This window comes from Phenylobacterium aquaticum (genome assembly GCF_022695515.1).
Classification (GTDB): domain Bacteria; phylum Pseudomonadota; class Alphaproteobacteria; order Caulobacterales; family Caulobacteraceae; genus Phenylobacterium; species Phenylobacterium aquaticum.
In genome coordinates this window covers 1-13083 of sequence record NZ_JALDPT010000033.1, presented here as the reverse complement: position 1 = coordinate 13083, position 13083 = coordinate 1, and the positions used below count along the sequence as shown (strand labels likewise).

The 13083-nt window shown below is 69.1% G+C and carries 9 protein-coding genes; 7 read left to right on the top strand and 2 right to left on the bottom strand.

All coding sequences use genetic code 11. The features are described 5' to 3' along the window. The first annotated feature begins 48 nt into the window (after positions 1-48). Positions 49-1704 (top strand): amidohydrolase, encoded by a 1656-nt coding sequence (locus tag MQH10_RS20285; protein WP_242565799.1) that lies wholly within the window; start codon positions 49-51, stop codon positions 1702-1704. Here MQH10_RS20285 and MQH10_RS20280 read toward each other — a convergent pair. Beyond that, positions 1683-2273 carry a TetR/AcrR family transcriptional regulator gene (locus tag MQH10_RS20280; protein WP_242565798.1) on the bottom strand — a complete coding sequence of 197 codons (591 nt, stop codon included), beginning with the start codon at positions 2271-2273 and terminating at the stop codon, positions 1683-1685. The two genes, MQH10_RS20285 and MQH10_RS20280, sit on opposite strands and share 22 nt — an antisense overlap. Before the next feature lie 82 nt (positions 2274-2355). On the opposite strand from MQH10_RS20280, the gene MQH10_RS20275 reads away from it, so the two are divergent. Beyond that, positions 2356-3609, top strand: a complete 1254-nt coding sequence (locus MQH10_RS20275; RefSeq protein ID WP_242565797.1) for an MFS transporter — start codon at positions 2356-2358, stop codon at positions 3607-3609. Here the strand turns inward: MQH10_RS20275 and MQH10_RS20270 are convergent. Continuing rightward, a complete protein-coding gene (locus MQH10_RS20270) occupies positions 3606-4331 on the bottom strand; it encodes a glutathione S-transferase N-terminal domain-containing protein (protein ID WP_242565796.1) in 726 nt (241 codons plus the stop codon). The two genes, MQH10_RS20275 and MQH10_RS20270, sit on opposite strands and share 4 nt — an antisense overlap. A 112-nt stretch (positions 4332-4443) precedes the next feature. Between MQH10_RS20270 and MQH10_RS20265 the strand changes: the two genes are divergently transcribed. From MQH10_RS20265 to MQH10_RS20245, 5 genes are all read left to right on the top strand, one after another. After that, entirely contained in the window at positions 4444-5052 is a 609-nt protein-coding gene (locus MQH10_RS20265) for a glutathione S-transferase N-terminal domain-containing protein (RefSeq protein ID WP_242565795.1), read from the top strand. A 2-nt stretch (positions 5053-5054) separates the two neighbouring features. After that, positions 5055-5834, top strand: coding sequence for a dienelactone hydrolase family protein (locus MQH10_RS20260; RefSeq protein WP_242565794.1), 780 nt, complete (start codon positions 5055-5057; stop codon positions 5832-5834). 77 nt (positions 5835-5911) lie between these two features. After that, positions 5912-7357, top strand: a complete 1446-nt coding sequence (locus tag MQH10_RS20255; RefSeq protein ID WP_242565793.1) for a coniferyl aldehyde dehydrogenase — start codon at positions 5912-5914, stop codon at positions 7355-7357. A gap of 110 nt (positions 7358-7467) precedes the next feature. Then, a complete protein-coding gene (locus tag MQH10_RS20250) occupies positions 7468-8754 on the top strand; it encodes an MFS transporter (RefSeq protein ID WP_419720796.1) in 1287 nt (428 codons plus the stop codon). 600 nt (positions 8755-9354) lie between these two features. Beyond that, positions 9355-13083 (top strand): beta strand repeat-containing protein (locus tag MQH10_RS20245; RefSeq protein WP_419720795.1); only part of this gene is annotated, 3729 nt, incomplete at its 3' end.

Below are 13083 nucleotides of genomic sequence, written 5' to 3'. Positions count from 1 at the left end.
GCGATGGTCGCGGCTCTGCTGGCTGAGCTTACGGGAACCATGCCGACCATGACCAAGACCCTTCGTGCCCTGGCCCTGGCTGGGGTCTTGACCCTTGGCGGGATCGCACCGGCCCTCGCGGGCGACATGATCCTGCACGGCGGGCCGATCTATACCGGCGAGACCCGGGTCGAGGCTCTGGTGGTCAAGGACGGCAAGGTGGCCTTCGCCGGTCCGCTGGCCGACGCCCGCAAGGTGGTCGCCCACGCCCAGGATATCGACCTGAAGGGCGCAGCCGCCTTTCCGGGCCTGGTCGACGCCCACGCCCACCTGATGGGGATCGGCTTCCGGGAGATGACCCTCAACCTGGAAGGCTCGGCCTCGATCGTCGAGCTCCAGGCGCAGCTCAAGGCCTGGAACGCCGCCCATCCCGGCGCCGAACCGCTCAGCGGGCGCGGCTGGATCGAAACCCACTGGCCCGAGAAGCGCTTCCCCACTCGCGCCGACCTCGACGCGGTGGTTCCGGACCGGCCCGTGGTGCTGACCCGCGCGGACGGCCACGCCCTGGTGGCCAATTCCAAGATGCTGGCCCTGGCCGGCGTCACCCGCGACACCGTCGCCCCGGCCGGCGGCCAGATCCTGAAGGACGTGGCGGGCGAGCCGACGGGCATGCTGGTGGACAACGCCAAGTCCCTGGTCAGCGCCAAGATCCCGCCGCCGACCGACGCCCAGATGCGCGAGGCCGCCCGCCTGGCCGTGAACCTCTACGCGTCGCGCGGCTGGACCGGGATGCACAGCGTCAGCGTCGCCGCCAAGGACGTGGCGATCCTGAACGACATGGCCGCGGCCGGAACCCTGCCGATCCGGGTCGACAACTTCATGGACCTGAGGGACGCGGGCGACCTGCTCGCCAAGGGCCCCTACGCCGACCCCACCGGCATGGTCCGGGTGGACGGGATCAAGCTCTATATGGACGGCGCCCTGGGCTCCCGCGGCGCGGCCCTGCTGGCGCCCTATAACGACGCCGAGGGGACCGGCCTCATCCTGACCCCGCCTGACGTGATCGCCGGCGCCCTGGACAAAGCCCGGGCGGCCCACGCCCAGATCGCCATCCACGCCATCGGCGACCGCGGCAACCGCCTGGTGCTCGACGCCTATGAGAAGGCCTTCAACGACAATCCGGCGGGCCTCGCCGCCGCCCGCTGGCGCATCGAACACGCCCAGATCATTTCGCCCGAGGACAAGCCGCGCTTCGCCAAGCTGGGGGTGATCGCCTCGATGCAGCCCTCGCACGCCATCGGCGACCTGTTCTTCGCCCCGGCGCGCCTGGGCGAGGCCCGGCTGAAGGAAGCCTATGCCTGGCACGACCTGTGGGATTCCGGCGCGCACATGGCGGCCGGCACCGATGCGCCGGTGGAGAAGGGCGATCCCCTGATCGAGTTCTACGCGGCCACCTATCGCCACGATCTCAAGGGCTATGCCGGGGCCGACTGGGGGCTGGACGAGACCCTGACCCGGCCGGAGGCCCTGTCCATGCTGACCAGGGGCTCGGCCTATGCGGTGTTCCGCGAGAAGGACCTGGGTGATCTGACCCCCGGCAAGGCGGCGGACATCTCGGTGTTCTCGGCTGACCTGATGACGGTTCCCTTCGCCCAGATCCCGACCGCCCATGCGGTCATGACCATTGTCGGCGGAAAGATTGTCTACGACGCGCGGGGTAAATAGGCGTCGATGAGGGCGGCGGCGGCGACGCCGACCGCCCCGGACGGTCCGCCCGGACCGAACAGCTGGCTGGACACATAGACGCCCTCGACCAGCAGGGTCAGGGCGTCGCCAAGCGCCGCGGGATCGACCGCGCCCATCTCGGCCGCCTTGCCGCGCAGCCGCTCGCGGAGGTCGCGCTTGTGGGCTTCGGAGACGATGCGGGCCGGATGGTCCCGGTCGGGATATTCCACCGCGGCGTTGGTCAGGGCGCAGCCGCGATAGTCTTCCTTGGTCGAGCGCTCCGCCAGGCCGGCGAAGAAGGCCAGCAGCTGGGCGCGCGGGTCGCCGGGGTGCTCGGCGACGCTGGCGTCGAAGCGGGCCCAGAAACCCGCCTCGCTCTGGCGCAGCACCGCCACGGTCAGCTCATCCTTGGAGCCGAAGCTGCGATAGAGGGTGGGCTTGGTGACGCCGGCCTGAGCGACGATCTCATCGACGCCGACGGCGCGGATGCCGTCGCGGTAGAAAAGCTCACGCGCGGTGTCGCGCAGCTTGTCGATGGCGCGACGGGGCGGGGAGGCGGACTCGGACATCTGTTAGAAATTGTCGCCTTGACCATGTGACTGACCGGTACGTATCAAAAGACACTTACCGGTCAGTTGCATGAAGATAGTCATGAAGCGCCCCTTTGGCCAGAACTACGCCTTCGTCGTCGCCGCCGCGACCTTCCTGGCCCTGCTCGCCGCGGCCGGCCTCAGGTCGGCGCCGGGCGTGCTCATGCTGCCGCTTGAGAAGGCGTTCGGCTGGAACCGGGGCGTGGTCTCGGCCGCGGCGGCGGTGGGCATCTTCCTCTACGGTCTGACCGGGCCCTTCGCCGCCTCGCTGATGCAGACCTTCGGCGTTCGCCGCGTCGTGCCGTTAGCCCTAATCTTGATGGCGGTCTCGACCGGCCTGTCGTCGATGATGACCGCGCCTTGGCAGTATGTGGCCACCTGGGGCGTGATGTCGGGCGTGGCCTCGGGGGCGGTGGCCTCGGTGCTGGGCGCGACGGTGGTGAACCGCTGGTTCGTGCAGCGCCGCGGCCTGATGATGGGGATTCTGACCGCCTCCACCGCCACCGGCACCCTGATCTTCCTGCCGGCCATGGCGGCGCTCGCCGAACACTCGGGTTGGCGGCCGGTGGTGCTGACCATCGCCACCGTCACCGCCGTCCTGGCGCCCCTGATGTGGCTCCTGCTGCCGGAACGGCCCGAGGACATCGGGCTCAAGCCCTATGGCGCCCCGGCCGACTATGTCGCCCCCGCGACCCAGACCGGCGGGGCGCTCGCCTACGCCTTCCAGGCCTTGGGGCGGGCGGCCAGGACCCGCACCTTCTGGCTGCTGTTCACCGGCTTCTTCGTCTGCGGCCTGACCACCAACGGCCTGGTCGGCACCCACATGATCGCGCTCTGCGGCGACCATGGCCTCGGCGAGACCCAGGCGGCGGGGCTGCTGGCCATGATGGGCCTGTTCGACCTGATCGGCACCACGGCCTCGGGTTGGCTCACCGACCGCTATGATCCGCGCAAGCTCCTGTTCGCCTATTACGGCCTGCGCGGCCTGTCCCTGATCGTCCTGCCCTTCACCGACTTCTCGATGGTGTCGCTGGGGATCTTCGCGGTGTTCTACGGCCTGGACTGGATCGCCACCGTGCCGCCGACCGTGCGGCTGGCGTCGGACGCCTTCGGGGACCGCGATGGCCCGATCGTGTTCGGCTGGATCGCCGCCGGCCATCAGGTCGGCGCGGCGACGGCCGCGATCACCGCCGGCGTCCTGCGCGCCGCCGAGGGCCGCTATCTGGAGGCCTTCGTCCTGGCCGGCTTCACGGCCTTCATCGCGGCCGGCGCCTCGCTGATGATCCGCAGAGGCGCGCGGCTCGCCATGGTCTAGGCGTCCGGCGCGGGCCGGGCGCGCTGATTGTACAGGAGCTTGATGCGGCGCTCCCGCTCCTCGGGGCTGAGCGTCGCCGGATCCTCGACCGGCCCCGCGGTCACCGCCATGCCGCGCTGGACGGCCGGCCGCGCCGCCATCTCGTCGAACCAGCGCTTGAAGTGCTTGAACTCGTTGAGGTCGATGCCCTGCAGCTCCCAGCTGGCGGTCCAGGGATAGCTGATCATGTCGGCGATCGAATAGTCGTCGCCGGCGATATAGCGGCGGTCATAGAGGCGGTTGTTCAGCACCCCGTACATGCGGTGCACCTCGTCATTGAACCGCCGCTGGGCGTAGGACTGGTCGCCGTGCTTGGGGTCGACCCGGCTGAAATGGCCGCGCTCGCCGGTCTTCGGGCCCTGATTGGCCATCTGCCAGATCACCCACTGGGTGACCTCGTACTTGCCGCGCACATCCTGTGGCCAGAAGCGGCCTTCCTTCTCGGCGATGTACATCATGATCGCGCCGGACTCGAAGACGCTGATCGGGGCGCCGCCGTCCTTGGGCGCGTGGTCGACCAGGGCCGGCATGCGGTTGTTCGGATTGATCTTCAGGAAGTCGTCGGTGAACTGGTCACCCTTGCCGATGTTCACCGGGACCACGTTGTAGGGAACGCCCAGCTCCTCGAGCAGGATCGTGACCTTCTTGCCGTTGGGGGTCGGCCAATAGTGGATGTCGTACATGCGCGCCTCGGGGCAGGGTGTGGGTCCGCGATAGAACCTAGGAACGAAGCCCTGGGCCTCAACCCCACAAATTCTGAAAGGACAGCCCAGACGGCCGCGCTAAGGTGCCGGCATGAAGCTCTATTATTCGAACGCCTCGCCCTTCGCCCGCAAGGTACTGGTCGCCGCCCATGAGTTGGGGCTCGCCGACCGGATCGAACTGGTCACTGTCACCGTCACCCCCACGGCGGCCAGCGCGGAGGTCGTCGCGGCCAATCCCCTGAGCAAGATCCCGACCTTGGTCACCGACGACGGTCAGGCGATCTATGACAGCCGGGTGATCGTCGACTATCTCGACACCCTGACCCCGCGGGCCCTGGCGCCCCGGTCCGGGGCCGAGCGCTTCGCGATCCTGACCGAGCTCGCCGCCGCCGACGGTCTCTTGGATGCGGCCCTGCTGGCCCGATACGAGCAGATGTTCCGGCCCGAGCCGTTGCGCTGGACCGACTGGGCCGAGGGCCAGCTCGACAAGGTCCGCCGCACCCTGGACCACTTCGAGGGCCTGACCCTGAAGGCCGAGGGCGAGGTCGGTATCCTGGAGATCGCGGTGGCCTGCGGCCTCGGCTATCTCGACTTCCGCTTCGCGAGCGAGGACTGGCGGACGAGCCGGCCGAAGCTGGCTGCCTTCTACGCCGCCTTCTCCCAGCGCCCCGCCTGGCCGATCACCGATCCGGCCCGCTGATCATGAGCGTGCGCACCGCCTATGTGGCCTTCGCGACCGCCGCCGACCCGGCCCTGATCGTCGCCGGCAAGCTGTCGATCCCCGCCGCGGAGGGCAAGGTCCCCGTGGTCGTCATCTGCCACGGCTCGGACGGGGTGGATGGGCGTGGCGAGTACTACCGCCCGGCGCTCAATGCCGCCGGGATCGCCACCCTGGAGATCGACATGTGGGCGGCCCGCGGCAGCGCCAGGGGCGCGGCCGCCCGGCCGCGGTCGCCGATCGAGACGCTGCCGGACGCCTTCGCCGCCAGGCGGTTCCTGGCCGACCAGCCGGAGATCGACGCCGAGCGCATCGGCATCATGGGCTTTTCCTGGGGCGCGGTGGTGACCCTGATGTCGGCTACGCCCGGGGCGCTCGCCCGGTTCGGCGGAGGGCAGCGGGGCTTCAAGGCGCACATGGCCAATTATCCCGTCGTCTGGGCCTATGAGACCGTGCCCGGCCTGACCCTGGTCGAGCTGACCGGGGCCCCGATCCTGATCCAGTGCGGCGACGCCGACGCCTATGATGACCCGGACGGCCTGGATCAGCTGCTGGCCCGCCTGCCCGAGACCTCACGCCGCCATATCGCCGGCGTCACCTATCCCGGCGCGACCCATGGCTTCGACCGCGACCTGCCGGCCCAGACCATCAACGACCCCTTCGCCCACAAGGGGAAGGGCGGGCCGGTGCTGATGGAATTCAACCCGGGCGCCGCTACGGCATCCCGTGACGCCTGCGTCACTTTTTTCAGCCAGAGCCTCTGAAGCCCTTGCGGGCCGGGCCTTTGCGGCCGAAAGATCGCGCCAGAGAACGCAACCGAAGCGTTCCTGGAGGATAGATCATGGACGCGAAACTGGGTCACGACGCCGCTTCGATGAACGCCGTGCTGGCGGCGCAGAAGGCGGCGCACCTGCGCGACGGCGCGCCCTCGGCGGAGCTGCGGATCGATCGGATCGACCGCTGCATCGCGCTTCTGATCGACCACCGCAAGGCGATCGAGGATGCGCTGAACGAGGACTTCGGATCGCGCTCCCGCGAGGCCACCACCTTCACTGATGTCGCTGGCTCCATCGGCCCGCTCAAACACGCCCGCGACCATCTGAAGAAGTGGATGCGGCCGGAGAAGCGCAAGACCACCCCGGCGATCCTGGGCCTGCTCGGCGCCAAGGCGGAGATCCAGTTCCAGCCCAAGGGCGTGGTCGGCGTGATCAGCCCCTGGAACTTCCCGATCAACCTGACCTTCGCGCCGCTCGCCGGCCTGCTGGCCGCGGGCAACCGCGCCATGATCAAGCCGTCGGAATTCACCCCCGCCACCTCGGCCCTGATGGCCCAGATGTTCGGCAGCGTCTTCTCGCCCGAGGAGATCGCCGTGATCACCGGCGGCCCCGAGGTCGGCCAGGCCTTCAGCGAGCTGGCCTTCGACCACCTGATCTTCACCGGCGCGACCAGCATCGCGCGCCATGTCATGCGCGCCGCGGCCCAGAACCTGGTGCCGCTCACCCTCGAGCTGGGCGGCAAGAGCCCGGTGATCATCGGGGAGTCGGCCGACATGGGCGTGGCCGCCGCCCGGGTGATGTTCGGCAAGACCCTGAACGCCGGCCAGATCTGCCTGGCGCCGGACTATGTCCTGACCCCGCGCGACAAGCTCGACGGCTTCGTCGCCGAGGCGCAAGGCGCGGTGAAGAAGATGTTCCCCACCATCAAGGACAACCCCGACTACACCGCCATCGTCGCCCAGCGCCACTATGACCGGATCACCGGCTATGTGGAGGACGCCCGGGCCAAGGGCGCCCGGATCATCGAGCTGAAGCCGGATGACGAGGACCTGTCGCAACAGGAGCATCGCAAGATCGCGCCGACCCTGATCATCGACCCGACCGACGACATGAAGGTCATGCAGGAAGAGATCTTCGGCCCCGTCCTGCCGGTGAAGACCTACGGCAAGCTGGATGAGGCGCTCGCCTATATCAACAGCCACGACCGTCCCCTGGGCCTCTACTATTTCGGCGCCGATCAGGCCGAGCAGGACAAGGTGCTGACCGGCACCACCTCGGGCGGGGTCACCGTCAATGACGTGATCATGCACGTCGCCCAGGAAGACCTGCCGTTCGGCGGGGTCGGCCCGGCCGGCATGGGCAGCTATCACGGGGTCGACGGCTTCCGGGAGTTCAGCCACAGGAAGTCGGTCTTCACCCAGATCAAGAAGGACATCGGTCCGCTGCAAATGCTGCGCCCGCCCTATGGCGCCGGCATACGCAAATATCTCGACAGCCAGATGAAGCGCTGAGCGGGCAGGGCGGCTTGAACGCCGCCCTGTAGCCCTCGGAAAAGGGCTTGCAACAAGGGGCGCCACCGGTGTCTTTTTCCTCCCGCCGAGGCGCCGGACCGGGCGGGGGGATGATCATGACCAATGCGCCCGCCGCACCGCCTGCCGCGGGTTGGCGCCGATGGGTGGTGGTGGCGCTGCTGTTCTGCGCCATCGTGATCAATTACGTCGATCGCCAGACCTACGGCCTCCTGAAGGCGCCGATCTCCCACGACCTCGGCTGGACCAACACCGACTTCGCCAACGTCCATCTCTGTTTCCAGGCGGCCTATGCGGTCTCCTACCTGGCCTGGGGCCGGCTCGCCGACCGGCTGGGCGCGCGTATGGGCCTGGCGATCGCCTTCGGAATCTGGTCCGTCGCCCAGTTCGCCACCTCGGGCGCGCGCCAGATCGGCCAGTTCATGTTGGGGCGGGCGGCCCTGGGGGCCGGGGAGGCGGGCGCCTTTCCCGGCGCGGTCAAGGCGGTGGTCGAGTGGTTCCCCCAGAAGGAACGGGCTCTCGCCAACGGCGTGTTCAACGCCGGCGCCAATGTAGGCGCGATCGTCACCCCGCTGGCCGTACCGGCCATCACCCTGGCCTGGGGCTGGCCCGCCGCCTTCATGGCGACGGGGCTGATCGGCCTCGTGTGGCTGCCGATCTGGCTGTGGCTGTACCGCCGTCCCCGCGACCAGGCGGGGCTATCCCCCGCCGAACTGGCCTATATCGAGCAGGATCCGCCCGACCGGGCCGTCCGCCTGGGCTGGGGGGCCGTGCTTCGCCGACGCCAGACCTGGGTCTATGCGCTGGGCAAGCTGATCACCGACCCGATCTTCGGCATGTACCTGGTCTGGCTGCCCGACTTCCTGGGCAAGCGCTATGGCCTGGACCTCAAGACCTTCGGCCCGCCGCTGATCGCCATCTATCTGTTGTCGGACCTGGGCAGCGTGGGCGGGGGCTGGCTCTCCTCGCACTTCCTCAAGCGCGGCTGGACGGTGAATCGGGCCCGCAAGCTGACCATGCTGGTCTGCGCCCTGTGCGCCACGCCGGTGGCCCTGGCCCCTTCGGTGGGAAATCTCTGGGGAGCGGTGGCGATCATCGGCCTGGCGGCCGCTGCGCATCAGGGCTTCTCGGCGACCCTCTACGCTTTGCCGGGCGACCTCCTGCCGCGCGCCGGGGTCGGCGCGGTGTTGGGGATTGGCGGCATGCTCGGGGCGATCGGCGGCATGGCCATGTCCCGTTACACCGGCTGGACCCTGGACCACGCCCGCGGATACGGCCCGGTCTTCCTCCTGGCCAGCAGCGCCTATCTCCTCGCCCTGGCGGTCATCCATCTGCTGTCGCCCCGCCTAACCCCCGCCGCCGCCGAGGCGAGTGGTTAACGCCGGGCCCTCCGAATCGGGCCGGCTCAACCCATGCCCGAAGCGCGGGGCGACCCTCCGATTCGGGCGGTCCACGGAATTGGGCGATCCTGTGGCGTGTTTGTGTCGCGCGGTCGCCTATGTCGCACCCCCTCTGTCGGGGCGTTGCACAGGCTCAAACCCAAGTCCCCGTTTTGAGGAAAATTCCCGGCCGCCCGGCGGCTGAGGCGCAGGCTCGGGGATCTGAATTCCCCTGGGCGCCTTCAGGCGGCACCAGCTCCTGGCGTCAAATAACCCTATAAAAAGAATATATTGCGCCAAAGGTCGGACGGGGCAGGACTCAGACTAGCCTTGGCCTAAGACCCGCGGCGGCGCCGCGCCGGATCTGGCGATATGTCGCAGGCCAGGGCAGGGCGCACCCTAGAATTCCGCCCCTTTTATGTTCGCCGACGCAGCGAGAATCCCCCTATGCCAAGGCGAGGCTTCGCAACTCGGTAACCAGTTGGAAACCGTGATGCGATTTAGGTTAACGGGCCGGGAAAGCGCGTTCAGGTAGAGCGCCCGGCTTGGGTCGCTTTAGATTCTTTTGCTGTCGCTCCAGACACACGACGGGATGGGTACATGGGGATTTCGGCCCTTTCGGCGGCGCAGATCAGCGCACTGTCGGTCAGCACGATCCAGAACCTGTCCACGACGGATATCGCATCCCTGAGCAGCACTCAGGTCGGCGCGATCAACACCTCGGGGATCGCGGCGCTCGACGCCACCCAGATCGGAGTGCTCAGCGCCTCCCAGGTCCGGGGGCTCACGACCACCCAGATCTCCTATCTGTCGGACACCGTCTCCTTCAACTCCGGCCAGCTGCAGGTGCTCAACGGCCCGCAGCTGAACGCGCTCTCCACCACCCAGATCGCCGGCATCGACGCCACCGAGATCGGGGTCCTGTCCTCCACCCAGCTGTCCGGCCTGTCGGCCACCCACGTCTCTGACCTGACCGCGACCCAGGTCGGAGCCCTGTCGACCACCCAGATCCGGGGCCTGACCGCGACCCAGATGGGCGGTCTGTCGACCACGGACATCGGCGAACTGTCCTCCACCCAGGTCAGCTCCCTGTCTGTGACCCAGCTCGGCGCCCTGACCACCACCAATATCGGCGCGCTCTCCACCACCCAGATCGGCGGCCTGAGCTCGACCCAGATCGGCAGCCTGGCGCCCTCCAAGTTCTCGGCGCTGGACGCCACCCAGGTCGGCTCGCTCTCGACCACCCAGGTCAGCGGCCTGACCTCGACCCAGCTCAACGGCCTGTCGACCACCGACTTCGGCGAACTGACCACCACCCAGCTCGGGGCCCTGTCCTCGACTCAGATCGGCGCGCTGTCGGCCACCAACTTCTCGGCCCTCGACTCCACGACCGTGGGCGCCCTGTCGGCGACCCAGATCCGGGGCGTCACCGCGACCCAGATGCGCGGCCTGTCGACCACCGACATCGGCGAACTGAACTCCACCCAGGTCGCGGCCCTGTCCACGACCCAGGTCTCGTCTCTGTCGGCGACCAACTTCTCGGCGCTGGACGCCACTCAGGTCGGTTCGCTTTCGACCACCCAGCTGCGCGGGGTCACCACCGACCAGATCCGCGGCCTGTCGACGACCGATATCGGCGAGCTGAACGCGACCCAGGTCGGCGGCCTCGCCACCACCCAGCTGGCGGCCCTGTCGGCCACCAACGTCTCGGCCCTTGACGGCACCCAGGTCGGCGCGCTGTCGACGACCCAGGTCAAGGCGCTCACCACCACCCAGCTCGGCGGCCTGTCGACCACGGATATCGGCGAGCTGTCGTCCACCCAGATCGGCAGCCTGGCCACCACCCAGCTTTCGGCCCTGACCTCGACCAATCTGGGGGCGCTCTCGACCACCCAGCTCGGGGCCCTGTCCTCGACCCAGCTCGGCGGCCTGGCCGCGACGGTGGTCGGCGCCCTCGACGCGACTCAGGTCGGTTCGCTCTCGACCACCCAGGTGCAAGGCCTGTCCGGCACCCAGCTGCGGTCGCTCACCACCACCGATTTCGGCAAGCTCAGCACCACCCAGCTCGGCGCCTTGACCGCGACCCAGCTCAGCTCGCTGTCGGCCACCAACGTCTCGGCGCTCGACGCCACGACGGTCGGCGCGCTCACCACCACCCAGATCAAGGGCCTGACCACCACCCAACTCGGCGGCCTGACGACCACCGACATCGGCGAACTGTCGTCGACCCAGGTCGGGGCGCTCGCCTCGACCCAGCTGGCGGCGCTCAGCGCCACCAATGTGTCCGCGCTTGACGCGACCCAGACCGGCGCGCTCTCGACCACCCAGCTGCGCGGCCTGACCGCCGATCAGGTGCGGGGCCTGTCGACCACCGACATCGGTGAACTCAGCACCACCCAGATCAGCAGCCTGGCCACGACCCAGGTCGCGGCGCTCAGCGCCACCAATGTGTCCGCGCTCGACGCGACCCAGACCGGCTCGCTGACAGCGACTCAGGTGAAGGCGCTGACCTCGACCCAACTGGGCGGACTCTCGACCACCGACATCGGCGAACTGTCCTCGACCCAGGTCGGGGCCCTGGCGGCGACCCAGATCGGCGCCCTGGGCGCGACCAATATCGGCGCGCTCTCCACCACCCAGCTGACCGGCCTGTCCTCGACCCAGCTGGGCGGGCTCACGACCACGGCCCTCTCCACCCTGGACGCCACCCAGGTCGGCTCGCTGTCGACCACCCAGGTGGCCGGGCTGAACAGCACCCAGCTGCGCACCCTGTCGACCACCGACTTCGGTGAGCTGACCACCACCCAGATCACCTCGCTCAGCGCGACCCAGCTCGGCGCGCTCAGCTCGACCAACCTCTCGTCCCTCGACGCGACCCAGGTCGGCGGCCTGTCCAACACCCAGCTGGCCGGCCTCACCGCCGACCAGATCCGCGGCCTGAGCACGACGGACGTCGGCGAACTCAGCTCCACCCAGGTCGGGGCGCTCAGCGCGACCCAGCTGGGGGCGCTCACCGCCACTGCCTTCTCGGCGCTGAACGCGACCCAGGTCGGCGCGCTGTCGACGACCCAGCTGCGCGGCCTGACCACGACCCAGGCCAGCGGCCTGTCGACCACCGATATCGGTGAGCTCTCCTCGACCCAGGTCGGCGCGCTGTCGGGCACCCAACTCGCGGCCCTGTCGTCCACCAACGTCTCGGCCCTCGACGCGACCCAGACCGGCGCCCTGTCGGCGACCCAGCTGCGGGCGCTCACCGCGACCCAGCTCGGCGGGCTTTCGACCACCGATGTCGGCGAACTGTCCTCGACCCAGGTCGGGGCCCTGGCGGCCACCCAGATCGGCGCGCTCGGCGCGACCAATGTCGGGGCGCTCTCGACCACCCAGCTGACCGGGCTCTCCTCGACCCAGCTCGGGGCGCTCACCACCACGACCCTGTCCACCCTGGACGCGACCCAGGTCGGCTCGCTCTCGACCACCCAGGTCAGCGGCCTGACCACCACCCAGCTGCGCTCGCTGTCGACCACCGACTTCGGCGAACTGACCACGACCCAGCTGGACTCGCTGTCGGCGACCCAGCTCGGCGCCCTGTCGGCCACCAATGTCTCGGCTCTGGACGCCACCCAGGTCGGCGCGCTCTCGACCACCCAGATCAAGGGCCTCAGCACCGACCAGCTGCGCGGCCTGACCACCACTGATATCGGCGAGCTCAGCTCGACCCAGATCGGCGCCCTCAGCTCCACCCAGCTGGGCGCTCTGACCGCCACCGCGCTCTCGGCGCTTGACGCGACCCAGACCGGCGCCCTGTCGACGACCCAGCTCAAGGGCCTGACCACGACCCAGGTCGGCGGCCTCACGACCACCGACATCGGCGAACTCAGCACCACCCAGATCAGCAGCCTGGCGACCACCCAGGTCGCCGCGCTCAGCGCCACCAACGTGTCGGCCCTCGACGCGACCCAGACCGGTTCGCTGTCCTCGACCCAGCTCCGGGCCCTGACCTCGACCCAGCTCGGTGGGCTCTCGACCACCGACGTCGGCGAACTGTCCTCGACCCAGGTCGGCGCCCTGACGGCGTCGCAGATCGCGGCGCTCAGCTCGACCAATGTCGGCGCGCTCTCGACCACCCAGCTGACCGGCCTGACCTCGACCCAGCTCGGGGCCCTGTCGAACACCACGCTCTCGACCCTCGACGCGACCCAGGTCGGGTCGCTGTCCACGACCCAGATCCAAGGCCTGACCGGCACCCAGCTGCGCAGCCTGACGACCACGGACTTCGCGGACCTGACGACGACCCAGATCGGCTCGCTCACCGCGACTCAGCTGAGCGCT